General features: G+C 47.8%; 15 protein-coding genes. 11 read left to right on the plus strand and 4 right to left on the minus strand.

The annotated features are described in order from the left end of the window. The first annotated feature begins 8 nt into the window (after positions 1-8). The 8 genes from G8768_RS12605 (at position 9) to G8768_RS12640 (ending at position 10660) form a co-directional block, all read left to right on the plus strand. Positions 9-1394 carry an amidohydrolase family protein gene (locus G8768_RS12605; RefSeq protein ID WP_166846288.1) on the plus strand — a complete coding sequence of 462 codons (1386 nt, stop codon included), beginning with the start codon at positions 9-11 and terminating at the stop codon, positions 1392-1394. Positions 1395-1417: 23 nt separating this feature from the next. Next, positions 1418-3631, plus strand: coding sequence for a TonB-dependent receptor (locus G8768_RS12610; RefSeq protein ID WP_166846286.1), 2214 nt, complete (start codon positions 1418-1420; stop codon positions 3629-3631). A gap of 10 nt (positions 3632-3641) precedes the next feature. Continuing rightward, a complete protein-coding gene (locus G8768_RS12615) occupies positions 3642-4817 on the plus strand; it encodes a dipeptidase (protein WP_166846283.1) in 1176 nt (391 codons plus the stop codon). A gap of 36 nt (positions 4818-4853) precedes the next feature. After that, positions 4854-6266, plus strand: coding sequence for an amidohydrolase family protein (locus tag G8768_RS12620; protein WP_166846280.1), 1413 nt, complete (start codon positions 4854-4856; stop codon positions 6264-6266). Between the two features lie 145 nt (positions 6267-6411). Continuing rightward, entirely contained in the window at positions 6412-7269 is an 858-nt protein-coding gene (locus tag G8768_RS12625; RefSeq protein WP_166846276.1) for a bile acid:sodium symporter family protein, read from the plus strand. A gap of 814 nt (positions 7270-8083) precedes the next feature. Continuing rightward, positions 8084-8764, plus strand: coding sequence for a hypothetical protein (locus G8768_RS12630; RefSeq protein ID WP_166846272.1), 681 nt, complete (start codon positions 8084-8086; stop codon positions 8762-8764). Positions 8765-9033: 269 nt separating this feature from the next. Then, entirely contained in the window at positions 9034-10233 is a 1200-nt protein-coding gene (gene zigA, locus G8768_RS12635; protein WP_166846269.1) for a zinc metallochaperone GTPase ZigA, read from the plus strand. 22 nt (positions 10234-10255) lie between these two features. Then, entirely contained in the window at positions 10256-10660 is a 405-nt protein-coding gene (locus tag G8768_RS12640; RefSeq protein ID WP_243749495.1) for a TraR/DksA C4-type zinc finger protein, read from the plus strand. 651 nt (positions 10661-11311) lie between these two features. Here the strand turns inward: G8768_RS12640 and G8768_RS12645 are convergent. Further along, positions 11312-12841 carry an amidohydrolase family protein gene (locus G8768_RS12645; RefSeq protein WP_166846266.1) on the minus strand — a complete coding sequence of 510 codons (1530 nt, stop codon included), beginning with the start codon at positions 12839-12841 and terminating at the stop codon, positions 11312-11314. A gap of 140 nt (positions 12842-12981) precedes the next feature. Here G8768_RS12645 and G8768_RS12650 point away from each other — a divergent pair, with 140 nt between their 5' ends. Beyond that, a complete protein-coding gene (locus G8768_RS12650; protein ID WP_166846264.1) occupies positions 12982-13626 on the plus strand; it encodes a TetR/AcrR family transcriptional regulator in 645 nt (214 codons plus the stop codon). 57 nt (positions 13627-13683) lie between these two features. Here G8768_RS12650 and G8768_RS12655 read toward each other — a convergent pair whose 3' ends face one another. The 3 genes from G8768_RS12655 to G8768_RS12665 all read right to left on the minus strand — a co-directional run bounded on the left by G8768_RS12655 (position 13684) and on the right by G8768_RS12665 (position 15041). After that, a complete protein-coding gene (locus G8768_RS12655; RefSeq protein ID WP_166846260.1) occupies positions 13684-14031 on the minus strand; it encodes a hypothetical protein in 348 nt (115 codons plus the stop codon). A 34-nt stretch (positions 14032-14065) separates the two neighbouring features. Then, on the minus strand, positions 14066-14503 hold the full coding sequence (locus tag G8768_RS12660) for a hypothetical protein (protein ID WP_166846257.1): 438 nt from the start codon (positions 14501-14503) through the stop codon (positions 14066-14068). 244 nt (positions 14504-14747) lie between these two features. Next, complete coding sequence (locus tag G8768_RS12665; RefSeq protein WP_166846255.1) at positions 14748-15041, minus strand: hypothetical protein; 294 nt, start codon at positions 15039-15041, stop codon at positions 14748-14750. Positions 15042-15550: 509 nt separating this feature from the next. On the opposite strand from G8768_RS12665, the gene G8768_RS21375 reads away from it, so the two are divergent. Together G8768_RS21375 and G8768_RS12675 are read left to right on the plus strand one after the other, a co-directional pair. Then, complete coding sequence (locus tag G8768_RS21375; protein ID WP_166846252.1) at positions 15551-15739, plus strand: tyrosine-type recombinase/integrase; 189 nt, start codon at positions 15551-15553, stop codon at positions 15737-15739. A gap of 30 nt (positions 15740-15769) precedes the next feature. Continuing rightward, positions 15770-16228, plus strand: coding sequence for a DUF3592 domain-containing protein (locus G8768_RS12675; protein ID WP_166846249.1), 459 nt, complete (start codon positions 15770-15772; stop codon positions 16226-16228). The last annotated feature ends 110 nt before the right edge of the window (positions 16229-16338 follow it).

The raw sequence follows: 16338 nt of genomic DNA on the forward strand, positions 1-16338 counted from the left end.
AGCGGATCATGAAAAAGACAACACTCGCCCGTTTTATCAGCGCCAGTTGCTTTCTGGCCGCTTGCAGCAATGTGACAGAACAGACCAGGGCGGTCGATACGCCGACAACCATCAAACCCGCGGTAACGCTCTATCACAATACAACCCTTATCGATGGCACGGGTGTGCCCGCACAAAGCCATCGATCGATTCTCGTTGAAGGTGATCGCATTCGTGGCATTTACCCCAGCGATCAATTGCCAGCACTGGATAAAAATACCAAGCGCGTTGATGCCAGCGAATGGTATGCCCTCCCCGGCCTGATTGATACTCATGTGCACATGGCGACCTTACCCAATGATAAAGTTGCCAAGGCCCTGCTACGCCGACAGATATACAGCGGCGTTACCTCCGTACGGGATATGGCTGGCGATGGCCGCGCTCTGGCCAATTTGGCCAGGCGCACTCAGTTACAGGAAATTCCTGCACCCGATTTATTTTATGCCGCCCTGATGGCTGGCCCAAGTTTCTTTTCCGACCCTCGCCCAGGCATGTCCGCTCGCGGGGAAACACCCGGCCAGGTGCCCTGGATGCAAGCCATCACTGAAAAAACGGACATGGAAGAAGCAGTCGCGCTTGCCAGGGGCAGCTGGGCAACAGGCATTAAAATTTACGCCAACCTAGAAACGCAGGAAGTTGAACGCATCGCCGCAGAGGCCCGGAAACAAGGTATTCAGGTTTGGGCACACAGTATGGTGTTTCCGGCACTGCCCAATGAAGTGGTTGCTGCGGATGTCGACGTCATTTCCCATGTTTGCCGCTTAAGCTTCGAAATTTCGAAAAAGAAACCTCGGCAGTATCACCACAAAGTCGTGCCCGACTACGCATCCCTTGATCCTGCCCATCCCAAAATTCTGGCAATTTTTAAGGCCATGGCCGACAAGGGGATTCAACTGGATGCCACCGTCTGGTTGTATGAGGAACTCGCCAGAATGCGTCGAGAACACCCAGCGGCTAAAACCATCCCGGTGAAATGCCCCGCCGATTTTGCGGCACGTTTAACTCAGGTGGCCTACGAACAGGGCGTCGAAATTTCTACAGGCACCGATGGCATGACACCTTCCAGTGATCTCTTCCCGGCGTTATTCAAGGAACTGGAAATTCTCGCCAGCAAAACTCAAATTCCCAATGCCCAACTGATTCGTGCCGCCACATTGAACGGCGCCAAAGTGCTGGGCAAAGAAAGCGAATTTGGCAGCATCGAAGTTGGTAAGAAAGCCAATCTGATGTTTACCCGCAAAAACCCGCTGAAAAATATCGAACACCTGCGCACGGTAGAGCTGACCTTGAAATCCGGTAAGGCCTATCCGCGTAAGGAGTTCAAAGCCCTGGGTCAATCCGAGTTGAAACCCTAAAATAATAATGAGCAGAGTACATCATGAATACTATCCCTGGTAATACGCAATATCGATACCCATCCCGCTGGTCGTATAAAGCACAGGCCAGTAAACGCCGAAAACCGTTGCTATTTTTGGCTCCTCTGTGTGCGGCCATTGGTTTCAGTCAATCTGGATATGCTGAAATTGAAGAGGTTGTAGTTACCGCCTCCAAACGCGGCGCCAGTAATATCCAGGATATGGCCACCAATATTTCCGCCTTGGGCTCGGACTCCCTTAAAAAAATTGGCGCCAATGGTTTTCGCGATTTCGCCAAACACATTGCCGGCCTCAGTTCGATTGATAATGGTCCGGGTAACCAGCAAATTATTATTCGTGGCCTGGCCTCCAGTACTGGCGCCGCGCAGGTAGGAACCTATTTCGATGAAATTCCCGCCTCCGGTTCCGGCGGCACCAATGTGCGTCAAACCGATCTTCAGCTTTATGATCTGGAACGGGTGGAAGTCCTGCGTGGCCCACAAGGCACACTGTATGGTGGCGGTTCACAAGGCGGTACCATCCGCTATATCACCAACAAACCCAATGTCGACAAAGTGGAAGGCAGTGTTCAAATGGACGCAGCCACCCGTTCACGCAACGGTGGCGAAGTGTATCAACTGAACGCCATGATTAATGTCCCGGTCGTTGAAGATGTCTTTGCCTTGCGAGGTGTCGCTTTTTATCGTGACGGTGATGGCTATGCCAATTTACCGGATCTTAATCAGCGCGGTACCGATACCGAAGAAACCCGTGGCGGCCGCGTTATGGCAAGCTGGCACATCAGTGATAAGACCAAACTGGATGCCTCGGTCTGGTATCAAAATATGGATGTTGGTGATCGCGCCCAAGTCACCCTCGCGAGTGATTCCCGTAGCGGCAGTGTAAAAACGCCATTTGAAGACAGACTGAGAATGGCCAATCTCACCTTGGAACACAGCTTTGACAAGGCCGCCTTAACCCTGACCCACAGCGACTATAACCGCGATGCACTTTATGCCTTTGACGTATCCCAGTTTGTTCCCGGTTCAGGAGGTGTTTTTCAAACCCGGGATACCCAACTCGAAAGCAGCGAAATTCGTCTAGCCTCAAATCTGGACGGCAATCTGCAGTACATTGTGGGCGCCTTTTATCAACAGCGTCAGGCCGACAGCATTTCTGCCGGTTTCTTTGTTGACGATAGCACCGGTAATATCGTGGCAGAGCAAACCAAGTTTTTCGATACTCGCACCGATGCAGAGTTCAGCAACAAAGCGGTCTTTGGTGAAATCACCTATCAAGCGACGGAACAACTGGAACTGCTGGCGGGCTTTCGAAGTTTTAAAATCACCACTGATTCCCAGGCCAATGAGTTACTGACTCCGTTTGGACCACCCTCTGGCCTGGCTGATCCTTTGCATTCCGAATCGGACGATACCATTTTCAAACTGCAAGCTTCTTATGACATCAGCGAAGATGCCCTGACCTATCTGGTTTTCTCCGAGGGCTTTCGCGAAGGCGGCGCAAATAACATTAACCTGCTAACCAGCGGAGGTGACCCTGCGCCTGCGTCTTTCGATCCGGATTTTGTGAAAAATCTGGAGCTGGGCTGGAAAACCCAATATCTGGATAAACAGCTAACGGTAAACGGCGCCGTCTATTATATGCAGTGGGACGATATTCAAGTCGGCCTGCTGGATCAAAACCAGGCTTTTGGTTACACCGACAACGCCGGCAAAGCCAGCTTAAAAGGGGTTGAACTGGAAACCCGCATCACTCCAGATACCCTACCCGGTTTCAGCGCCAGCATTAACTTCAATTATTCCGAACAACAGCTGGACGAAAACACGGTTCAGTTTAATAACGGCGACAACACCGCCGGTAAAGCGGGTGATGATTTACCAAATACCTCACCGGTTTCCGCCGGCGTCATTCTGGAACAGCGTTTTGAGCTGGCCGGTCACCAGGCCTTTGTAAACGTTAATGCCTCCTACACTGGCAAAGCACTTACCACTTATTCATACCGCGACCCGAATGCTCGCAGGATTGGCGACTATGTATTGGCAGGCGCGCGCTTGGGCCTGGAAACCGAGAGTTGGTCAGCCTCGCTCTATGTCAACAATCTCTTTGATGAGCGCAAACCGGTGAACTGGACAGTAGAAGCTCGCCCTGGCATTCCTGACCGCATTCTCACCACTCAACCTCGCTCCATAGGCGTCAACCTGGAATATCATTTTTAAGGCTTTGATTATGAGTATCACACGTCGAGATTTACTGAAGTATTCCGCAGCGGCAAGCACCGCCAGCGCCCTGTTTAACAGCTCTGCATTGGCTGCTGACAAACCCTGGCCCCATTTAAAGCAGAGCATTGTGATCAATAACTTGGGCGGCATCGACAATCCCAATAGCTGGTTGGAAGCCGCGGCTAAAGATCAATCCAAAGACCCGGTGCGCAGTCGCCTGCGCGCTTTGGACGAACGTGCCCTGAAAGATATTCACGCCTCAGGTACCACCGCCGTTAACCTCACCATTGGCTATGTCGCCGGCCCCATGGACCCGTTTGAACACAGCGTAAAAGAAGTGGCCCACTGGAATCAGGTGATCAAGCAATACCCGAATGATCTGTTAAAAGTGGAAACGGTTTCGGATATTTTGGAAGCCAAAAAAAGCAATCGTGTCGGTATCATTCTCGGCTTTCAAAATGCCGCCATGATGGGTGACAATGCCGAACGCGTGGATATTTTTGCGGGGCTGGGCGTTAAAGTCATTCAGCTCACTTATAACGTTGCCAATCAAATCGGCAGTGGCTCCATGGCACGCGATAACGGCGGCCTGACGCCTTTCGGTTATGAAGTTCTGGAACGCCTTAATAGCAGTCGTACCTTAGTCGATCTGAGCCACAGCGGCGAAAAAACCTGTCTGGACGCCATTAAAGCATCCAAAAGCCCCATCTCAATTACTCATACGGGTTGCCGCGCGCTGTCGGATTTGCCTCGCAATAAAACCGACCAAGAATTGAAACTCCTCGCCGACATAGGTGGCTGCGTTGGCATCTATTTTATGCCATTCCTCAAAGAAGACAGCTTCCCCAACGCCAAAGATGTTGTTCGCCATATCGAGCATGCCATCAATGTCTGCGGCGAAGACCATGTGGGTATTGGTACCGATGGCGGCACGACACGCATCGATAATATGGCGGCCTACCACACTGCCATTGATGCTGAAATTGAACGTCGCCAGAAAGCGGGCATTTCCGCCAAGGGCGAGAAAAAAGGTGTCGTGCCTTTTATTCCCGATCTACAAGGCCCGGAGCAGTTTCAAAAGCTGACCGATATGCTTTACAGCCGGGGGCATTCCTCAGAACGCATTGAAAAGATTCTGGGTGGAAACTTCCTGCGATTGAAAAAAGAGGTCTGGGGCGCTTAAGCCCCACAGCAAAAGACAGTAATAGAGAACCCCATAATGAAAAAAACACTGCTCACCTTCGCGATTAGCCTGCTTGGCTTCCAACAGGCCAGCGCGAACATCACGATTTATCAAAACGTCAATCTGATCGACAGTATTGACGACAAGCTGCAAAGTGATATGGCGATCGTTGTGGATGGCGAAACCATCAGCGCCGTTCTACCCATGTCACAGCTCGAACCCGGCAATTATCCGAAGGCCAAGGTGGTGGATGCTCAATCCTGGTATGCCACACCCGGCTTGATTGAAACCCATACCCATGTAGCCACCCAGCCCAACCGCCAGTACGCCGAGTTTATTTTAAATCGCCAGCTTTACGGCGGCATTACCACCGCTCGCGATCTGGCCGGTGATGCCCGCGCGCTGGCAGACCTCAGTCGTGCGGCCTTGGTCAAAGAAATCCCCGCACCCGATTTAAAATACGTTGCACTGATGGCCGGCCCGGAGTTTTTCAGTGACCCTCGTACCGTATCGTCTGGCCTGGGCGAAGTACCGGGAAAAATTTCCTGGATGCAGGCCATCGACGACAATAGCGATATGAAAACCGCCGTTGCCCTTGCCCGAGGCACCTGGGCCAGCGCCATCAAAACCTACGCCAAGCTCGATGATAAGGCCATGAAGCGCATAGGCGATGAAGCCCGCAAACAAGGCATACCGGTTTGGTCCCACGCGCATGTTGGCCCGGCTCGTCCCATGGCCGTCGCAAAAGCTCGTGTGCATTCCATGTCCCATGCCTGCGATATGGCCGCCGCGGCTTTTACCGAAGAACAATTGAGTAAGGCCGAAACCGGAGAACTGAATGGCCGCGTTCCCGTCGATTTAAACAGCCCTGAAATCGATGCCGTGTTTGAAGAAATGAAAAAGCACAACACCGTATTCGACCCTACCCTGCGAGTGGAAGAATGGGTCACTAATAATGCCGAGAAGCTGAAAGCCCAGAGAGAAAAAATGGCCAAGGAGATGAACGAGAATCCGAACGCCAAAGGTAAAGCATCTACCAAGAAAAAAGGCATCCGTGCCCGATGTGGTTTCGACGGTGCCGTGAACCTGGTCCGCCGCGCCTACAAAGCCGGTGTAAGAATATCCACCGGCACCGATGGCTGGACCGGTAATAAAGACACATTCCCCGCCCTCTACGATGAATTGCGCCTACTGAATGAAAAAGTCGGCATGCCCATGATGGACGTTATTAAAGCGGCCACCATCAACGGCGCTTACAGTATCGGATTAGAAAAGAATATCGGCACTATCGAAGCAGGCAAGCTTGCCAATATCAGTTTCTTCCAGCAAAACCCACTGGATGGCTCCGATAAGTTGCGCTCTGTTACCCTGACGGTAAAACGCGGCAGCCCCTATTACCGCAAAGACTTTGTGCTGGGAGAGTCGGGGGTTCCCGATGAAGATCGTTAAACAAACGCGATCAATGTAGGAAGGTAAGTCAGTTGGCCGTTCTGCCGGGTAGAACAGTGTTACTCCGTATTTCTCTCCTCTTCGGTATGTCTCTTGCCTATAATGACTCGCGGGCGAAAGGCATACTGTTTTTTTGGATTAAGCAATGAGCGATGAATTAATTTCAATCTTTAACACCCAGGTGATTCCCCTCGGCTTGATGGCGATCATGTTCAGCCTGGGCTTGTCCTTGCAGCTCGCGGATTTTGGCCGCCTGCTGGCACGCCCCAAATCCGCCGGCGTCGGTCTGTGCGGCCAATTGATTTTACTGCCTGCTCTGGCATTTATACTGGCCAGTTTATTTCAATTGCCAGCTGCAATGGCCGTCGGTTTATTAATTCTCGCCGCCTGCCCGGGCGGGGTCACGTCTAACGCCTTGGTCTTCGCTGCCCGAGGTGATGTCGCACTTTCTGTCACCCTCACCGCCTGCTCAAGTTTGCTGACCATTATCAGCACCCCACTGATCATCGGTTTCGGCATCAGCCATTTCTATCCACAAGGCGAAGCTCCGCAGCTCGATGTACTGATGACCATCAAAAAGCTCCTGCAAATGGCCGTCATCCCCATCGCCCTCGGCATGCTGCTCCGACACTTCAACAGCACATTGGCCGAAAAATTGGTGAACTACCTGCGTCCTACGTCGATGCTCGTCCTCATCTTAGTCATCGGCTTCTCAGTCTTCGTCAGCTTCGACCTCGTGCTCGACAACCTCCGCCAAGCCGGGCCCGTCGCCTACCTGCTGAACCTCCTCGCCATGGCCATGGGCCTGGGCCTCGCCCTGCTGTTCCAATTAAATAAAAGCGAGCAATTCACCCTCGCCGTCGAAGTCGGCGTACAAAACGCCACCATGGCAACGTTTTTGAGTCTATCGGTATTAAACGACTGGAACCTGGCGATTGTACCTACAATCTATGGCGTGATTATGTTGTTGAATGCGAGTGTGTTGATGCGGTGGTTGCGGTAGTTGCTGTAGTTACAAAAAAGCAACGTTGAAAAATGCGATTAATCTGTCTTCTCCACCCTGAATGAGTATTTATTTTTTTGATTTCTCAACGAGTTATTCCCCGTTAAGTAACTATGCCATAAGTAACTGCGCCATTTCACTTGATAATTTATACCGCGAGTTACCTTATCAGCACCGAAACCTCCAGCTTACCTATACCAACAATTGGTATATAGCTACCATTAGTTGGTAACTTGAAAGTGGTGCAATGTTTGTATTAAACCGGTCTACCACGTGCAGAGAGGCAAGGGCGGATTTTGCTTCACCTCTAGGCTAGAAAAACTGACTATGGCAAAGCAATCATGAAGTTCTATCAGACCGCGTTGAACCCAATTCAAAAGCAACTGCAAGGCATGGAGAAGACGGCATTATAATCAGTCGCGCCAAAGACAATATATCCTAAAAAACACAAACGAGTTACGCTACCGATCGCCTTAAAAACATAAACTAGAGTCACCTTTGCCTTTAAAACTTACTTAAAAGCCATTAAAAACTTTTCATTTAAGTACACGCTTATCACTTCAGGACTGCAGACTCAGTTATCAGAAATATATTCCATCATATTCAGAATATATTAACCCTTCCCAGATAAGACTTATTAGGAGAGACAGTCGCACTATTAATGCAAATTAAATTTGGATTCATGGTTTTGTCGTCTACATTACTTATATACGGGTGTTTTTTGTCCTCCTGACTCACCATTATTCGAGGACAAATAGATTTCCAGTTTTTGAGATTATATAAGTTAAACAACTATATCTTATTGGTAGTAACAATGACCCCAGTTAACAATAAAATCCTTTTAACAGCCATCGCATTTATTCTTTTCAACGTAAGTACTCAGTTAGCCGCTCAAGAAATCACATTGCGTGATCGCATTACTGGATTCAATGTCGCCGCCGACAGTTCTTTCAGTAATCAGCTCGCAGGAAACGGCAGACATATCCTATTCACGCAAATAACCATTTCCAGCCCCACCACAATTACCAGGGCTATGAGTGTCAGTGATTCAACCGAACTCGGAGCCTCGATGTATGAGTATGCTGTTCGGAGCAACACAAGCCCTTATACATTGATTGATTCCGGCCCGGCAACACGCACAAGCCGAACGCCTTATCCGAATGTCACCCACAATGGCAACAACTCCAATCTGGACGAATTCTCCTTTACCTCAACTCAATTGCCACCGGGTACGTATTACGTCGGCGTCTATTCCTCAGACGGGGTAAACTATTCATCCATCGCACATTCGAGCGGCGACATCGGTCCCCTGTTTGCGGATAATGGCTCCGCTATCCTCTTTGCTCCGACCGACTATCATCTATTTGTGAGTTATTTTGGCATAGCCGTCAACTCAAGCTCCGGTTCCCATGCCGTACCAATGTTCCCACCGTTGGTATCTCTGGCAGGCCTACTCTCCCTTCTTTTAGTGGCTTTCAAAACCCGCCTTAAATAGAGCAATGAATTCAAGGCTGATGGCTGTGCACACAAAGAGATGCGTCAACAGCTCAGCAGCCATTCTTATTTATCCTCATGCCTGCCGCTTTCTAATACCCTGCATTTATTCCGGCTAATACCAAACAAGGTATCCATTGAATACCTGCTATAGCGACTAAACACCTCAGGGCCTTGAGAAAAGCTTCCCTCCCAAACCAGTTATGTTATAACATAACATTAAAACTCTAAAAACAACCTGTATATCAACCTAGCCTGAGCCTGATAACAATGAATCAACTACCTGTAACCGTGCTGTCTGGTTTCCTGGGTGCCGGTAAAACAACGGTACTGAGCCATATTTTGAACAACCGCCAAGGTAAAAAGGTGGCCGTCATCGTCAATGATATGAGCGAGATCAATATCGATGCTGCTGTGGTGCAGAGCGAGGTGTCCCTCAGTCATCAGGAAGAAAAGCTGGTGGAGATGAGCAATGGCTGTATCTGCTGCACCCTGCGGGAAGATCTGTTGCTGGAAGTGAATAAGCTGGCCCAGGATGGGCGATTTGATTATCTGATGATCGAATCCACCGGTATCTCCGAGCCCCTGCCCGTCGCGGAAACCTTCACCTTTGCGGATGAAAATGGCGTTTCATTATCGGACGTTGCCACGTTAGACACGATGGTCACAGTCGTCGACGCCGTTAATTTTCTGAAAGACTACGACGAAGCAAAATACCTACAGGAAACCGGAGAATCCCTGGGAGAAGAAGATGAACGCAGCGTCGCGGACCTTTTAGTAGATCAGGTTGAGTTTGCGGATGTACTGCTGATCAGCAAAACCGATTTGATCGATGACGCTGAGGTTTACCGTTTGACCTCGATACTCAAAATGCTGAATACCCATGCACGGATCATCCCTATCGCCAACGGCCAGGTAAATATTGACGATGTGCTGAATACGGGCCTGTTTGATTTTGAACGTGCTCAGCAGGCGCCAGGATGGCTAAAGGAAATGCGTGGCGAACATGTACCGGAAACTGAGGAATACGGCATTGGCAGCTTTAGCTACGTCGCTCGCCGCCCTTTCAAGCCGGAAAAGTTTTACCAGTTTCTCCACAACACCAAAGCCTATGGCAAATTGATTCGCTCCAAAGGCTATTTCTGGCTGGCAACCCGCCCGGAATTCGCCGGCCAGTGGAGCCAGGCTGGCGGCATCGCACGCTATGGTTTCGCAGGCATGTTCTGGAAGGCCGTCCCCCAAAACCGATGGCCGGAAGACGAAGATTACCTGGCTTCAATCATGGAAAGCTGGGTAGAACCCTTTGGCGACATGCGACAGGAACTGGTGTTTATTGGCCAGGGCCTGGACCAGGAAGCAATGACTCGTGCACTTGATGACTGTCTGCTATCAGAAGATGAGGTGCTTAAAGGTAAAGAATACTGGCGCAGTTTTGCAGACCCATTCCCCGCCTGGGGAGATGACTCCTGAATCCTTTAGTTTGGAATATGAAATGATCACAGAAGAACAAATCAAAGCAGCACCTGAATCCGATTACATGAACAGCGAACAACTGGAGTTTTTCAAACAGCTGCTCTTTGATCTGCACGACAGCACCACGGCTCGTATCGAAGAAACCAAACGTTTAATGGCCAGCCCACCAGACCTTAACGATGAAAACGATCGTGCCTCCTGGGAAGAACAAAACAGCATCTCCTTACGCATATTGGACAGAGAGCAAAAACTCCTCCCCAAAATCAAACAATCACTGGAGAGAATTCGCCTGGGTGAATACGGCTACTGCCTGGAATCCGGCGAACCGATTGGTGTCCCGCGACTCATCGCCAGACCAACAGCCGAGTATTGTGCAGATGTGAAAGCTTTGCAGGAAACTAAGGAGAAGTTTTATCGGGATTGAGGGTTCTTTATGTGGGAGTGGTTTGACGATTTTTGGAGGGAATTGGAGAAATAGCAGGACAAATGATTGCCCACTAGGAGATTGCCAAGACTCTCATATGAAAACAAACACAGGCGGCCTTATATTTCTCTCCTTGACTTAAACTATCCCTAGAGCGGACAGCTGTGTAAACATGCCTTGCGTATGCGTTGCTTTCCTGACTTTTGAACGACCTAGTTGCACAACACTTCCTTTTCAACTCCCTTAAAACTATCATAATCACATTGCCATAAGTGCTTTCCAGGATGAGCTGAAGGCGTCATATACTTCAAACTCCACCTTGGATGAGTCATATTTTCCCACCACAAGCTTGGGTGCATCCAGTTCTTTTTGGACGTTATTCGCAACGTCACCTGACGCTTACCCGTCACTTGGATATATTTTTTATAGTGTTCTTCTACCACTCGAAAATCCCTGCCTATCCGAGGTTTCGTATTGATAGACAGGTAACGGCATCGTTAAAAAATACAGTGTAATTAACACTAGAAGAACTGCTATATACTTGACTAGCTTCATTAGATATTTTCGTTTGAGTAATTAATACAACTGTCTTTTCTGAGAACAACTTCAATAGTTAAAGTTTAGTAAAATTGCTTACCATAGAGTTATGAACTACAAATATTCACGAATATCGACTGCCCTGCTGGAATCGTTTGCCTTTTTTACCGAATTCAGTAATTGGTCGAGTGTCTTTCGGTCCAGTAGATTACCTCGAATAATCACGCTTTCAATAGTCCTGCTGGCTTCGATATTTTCCAGCGGATTTTCTCTGAGCAGGACCAGGTTTGCACGATACCCTGAATGGACTTTCCCAACCGGCCATTGCATCCAATCCGCAGGTGCTTGAGTCGCCGAGGTCAATACTTGAGGTGCAGTCATGCCTGCATTGACCATGGCTTGAAACTCGCGATGCAAGGAGAAGCCGGGCACCATTACCGGGACATTGGCGTCGGTGCCTGCCAGGATGGGCACACCTTTGCTGACAAACTCCTGAAGCAATATGTTTTGTGCTTCCGCATAGCGGCCCCAGTATTTTTCAACACGTTCTCGCCAATCGTCTTTACGATATTGCTCATCTACGCGATATCGATTCACGTCAGGTAACCATCCCATTTCCGCGCTTTCAAGCAAACCCGGGTTCATGTATTCAATAGGGTGTTCATTCAAGGCAGAATGAATATCGAGCTTTTGCTGAGTAAAACTGTTGATAATGGCCAGTGTGGACGCCACGGCAATGCCCTTGGCCTTAACACGTTCGGCCAGTTCAGGGCCGTACTTGCGTACGTACGAGATAAACGCCTCACCATTTGCCGATGTATAGCCGCCAAAATCCCGGTCGAGTGCTTTTACAAATTCTTCGATATGCGCCACTTCGCTTTGCTGGGCGTTAAACAGATCATCCAGATTGGCCTCCATTGGAATATGCCCAAGCAATTCAAGGCCTGCTTCCTTCGCGGGTTGGCCTATTGCCAGGTAAATCTCTCTGCTGACAAAGCTGCTGGCTTTTACTGCGTCATAGCCTTGCTTCGCAAGCTGCTGCACTCGTTCACTCGCCTGTTCAGGAGTGTGCACAATATTGCGTTCGGATGTCCAGCCTATCCAGAGGCCTTCCCAAAACCCAAACGTTGCGAGTTGGGAAGCAACGACGTAAAGATCAGGGCCCAGCAGCGCACCGCTATCGATCTCTTTTTTCCAGTTTAAATGCCGTTGAACACCGTGCATTTCCCGAACTTGGGTTACACCGTTAGCAAGATACAGAAGCAGGTCGTTTTTACTACGCCACAGGTGCACATGAGAATCCGTGTACCCAGGAATAAGAAAATGGCCATTGGCATTGACGACAGGAATGCTTTGACCCTTTGGATCGAACGCCGGGAGGTTTTCGCCAATACGAATGATGAGTCCATCGCGGATGTGCACATCCTGGCCGACCAAAAAACTATCGCCTGCCGGGTTTAAGACCTGTGCGTTCTTCAAGAGGTAATCGCTTTGAAATTCCTTTCCCTGCAGATGTGTAGCGGCTACGGTTTGGCCGCCGAACATTTCGTCTACGCGATATTCAACCGCAAAAAATACGCTGACCGCTGACAGCATGAGGAACAGCAGACTACTAATAGCGATACGCTTGTACCATTTTTTCATATCGAGACTCCTGCAGGTGTCGATTGCGGACCTGACCGGCAATCGCTGTTTATGTAGATTAATCAAATTTACTAGACACTGTCTAGTTACGGTAATCGAGTTTACTAGACAGTGTCAAGCTTGGGTTCTAAAATGCGCTCATGAGTAAAGAATCAAAGTCTGATAGCCCGAACAAAAGCCGACCAAGGCGGCACGAAAACCTGCCTGAAAAGCTTCTTTTAGCCGCAGAAGAGATCCTGGAAGAGAATGGCCTGGAGGGGTTTTCCCTGCGAGCGGTAGCAAGACGAGCCGGCGCCACTCACGGTGCCCCAGCCCACCATTTTGGGGATAGCAGTGGTCTCCTTACGGCATTGGCAGCGGATGGTTACCGACGACTTCTGGGCGTCCAGCAAGCGAGACAATCGACAGCCGAAAATACTCCCCTCGCCCAGCTCACCGCATTGGGCTTGGGCTATGTTGATTTCGCCATTCAACATCCTACCTTGTTTCGGCTCATGTTCAGCTCGGAACGACCTCGACGAGAAGACCCGTATTTTGCCGAAGCCTCAATGGAAGTCTTTAATCTGCTTGCTGAAAAAGTGATGCAGGTATCTGGAAAGAACAGCATCACTGAGCCGGAATTTATGCCTTCGCTAATGGCTTCCTGGTCTATGGTGCACGGTTTGGCGGAATTGGTCATTTCAGGAAGAGCCGAAGGGCCACTTGGCTTTATTGGCAAAAGTGATGTTGAGAGAGAGAAAGTTATTTTGGCGGTCATTGGAAAGGTTGACCATTCGTCTGAGTAACAACCCAGAGCTTAATGCCGGAATAGCAAAGTCTTAAATTCTGGGGTATATCGTTGTTCACTCATAGGGGCTTCCTCCTAAACTAAATAATAATCCAGAAGTGTCTACGAAACCTAGGGCAGTCCAATTCCACCTTGGGTGAGTCATATTTTCCCACCACAAGCTAGGGTGCACCCAATTTTTTCTAGAAGTGATTCTAAGCTCTGTTTTATAGTTTTTTGTGAATTCTACATATCTTTTATAATCTTCTTCTACCGCCCGATAACCTCTACCTTTCCATGGCACTTCAAAAGAAGACATTTCTCTATTAGTAGTTTCATAATGATAAATTGGTAATGGCGTCGTCAAAAAATATGATGCAACCACCACCGCAAGAGCTGCTATATAACCGATTGTTTTCATCATCTTTCTACATCCGGACGATTAGCTTTGTCATGCACTATAGCTCTTTTATACCAATCTTTCGAATCATACTGATTGGCATAGAAAATTGAATTTGATCAGTATGCTTATGAATTAATTTTGTTTTTGATTCGTCACTGTACAAGTAAAGAGTAACATTGTAGTTTTCATTGTTCTTTATTTCTCCAAATGCAGGAGATTGAACGATGATTTCCTTATTCAAATCGAGTTTTCCCATATCAGACCTCAGAGGAGAGTTAGGATTTATAGGGCTCTCGAACTCAGCTACTGCGTATACAGGATCAATTAATGATTTTGATTGATATGTTAACCCATACTTGAGCTTTCCTGATTTGACTAGAAAACCACCACCTAGCGTTTGAATTGGCCCATCGATATTGGGCCTTGGTGGTAAGGATGCACCACAACCTGAAAGCAAAAAAGTCAAAAATATATAAGCTAACTTCTTAAACATAGTAGATTCCGTTTTTGCATAACGCCTTAAACATCGGCGTAGGCTTCTTCTGAAAGATCCTTAACTACCCAACGCCATAAAGAAAGTTTCCTGTTGGGCAGGACGAGACTGTATAAATTTGCAAAAGCATCTCAACCCTTACTATTCCTATAGTAATTGTCTATCTCGACACTCTCGTAGATTTGATGCCTGCTTTTGAGGCAGGGTGCCGGAGCTCGCAACGCGGAGGTTTCACAGCATGCACCTAAATATTTTCATCCACTGCGTTCCAAATAGTGTTAAACAAAGGTTGATCTACTTTATCAATATATCGCTCAAGTCGGTGTAGCCATGACTTAGCAACACTCCAACTCAAATCCACTTCGATATCTAGGGTTCTATTCACGAGAACAGGAGGTAGATAGCCGCTACTAATCCCCTGGCAGACTTTAATGGGTAGCATTAACCAATACTCACAAAAATCATCAGCTTGAAAACTGACAATAAGAGAGCCACCATTTCTTAGTTTTTCAACGCTTAGGATATGACTAATATTCATATTTGACACTTAACAGTATAAATATACATTCACGTCCGACTAGAATGAAAAATGAAAAGCCGGACGTTTAATCTGGGGGGCTGGGCATTAATCAAGAATATGCGATTTATCATCCTTTGATTGCACCTTTCCTAGCTGCTCAATATATTGATTTATAAGTGTTTTTTCAACTTTAGAATAGTGCGCAATAGATCATGAGAATGCCACATAAATCTACCTATTCAATCTTCACAGGATAGCGTGTGACTTCTTACTTTCTTAATAGCAAAAATACACTCGTAGATAAACATCAACTTAGGAGAATTTGCCAAAGCGGTTAGATATAAAATTGATCGCGGGCCTAGCTAACGCAAAAAGGTCAACTTTTAGAGTTAGCCTTTTTGAAATTCTCTTGCTTCAATAAGAGTTAGTTTGGTCAGCCTAGCAGCCAAACTCAACACTGTACATTGGCACACATATCGGTTTTAATGACTCCAGTACATTTGGACTTAAATTTTTAAGGACAATCGATGCAAGTCAAAATCACCAGCTTTCACTGGCATGATACCCGACATGACTTCGCATCTAAGATGGTGATTAAGGGTGTACCGCTGAAGACAGTACGAGAAATTTGTGGACATCCCGATTTAAATACCACTCTACGTTATGCTCACTCGGCACCCGATCACAAAGCAGATGCAATTGCCTTGATTGGTTAAATCAGCGAATTAACAAAACGGATTTTCTTTGTGCCTATCGTTAAAGTTATATTTATTTCTGTCTCAATAATTTTCATAATTCTGAGTATTTTACCGGTCTTGATTTATAAGATTCTCAAAAAGCGGACCAACACATGGCCAGTGGTTTCGGCTAAAGTTACTTATAGCAAGCTACTCAACCAGACCGATGCACAAGGCGAAAGTTTAATTGAAGCAATTGTTCACTTTGAGTACGAATTTAGAGGCAAGGCTTTTACCAGCCAGACTCCAACATTAAGCAGTTTTAACCTATTCCCCTCGCTCGATTATCAAAGGGAAATTTACAATAAATACACGAAAGGCGAATACTACAATGCTCGCGTGAGCCCCATTTCTGGCGAGCTGGCCTATTTGGAAGTGGCGCCACTAAGCATTATTTCCGCTGTACTTATGCCTTTTTGGGGCTTGGATATCTGGCCTTCTTGTATTTATATATTGATTCTCTTGTAAGCCTCTTCACATGAGTTTACATAATTATTGTAGTGACTTACTGAATCTGGACACCTTAGTAGCGGCAATAGGTTCACCACAACTAGACAGACGTCATTACTCCTCCAGGG

The organism is Pseudoteredinibacter isoporae (assembly GCF_011602085.1).
In the GTDB taxonomy this organism is placed as follows: domain Bacteria; phylum Pseudomonadota; class Gammaproteobacteria; order Pseudomonadales; family Cellvibrionaceae; genus Pseudoteredinibacter; species Pseudoteredinibacter isoporae.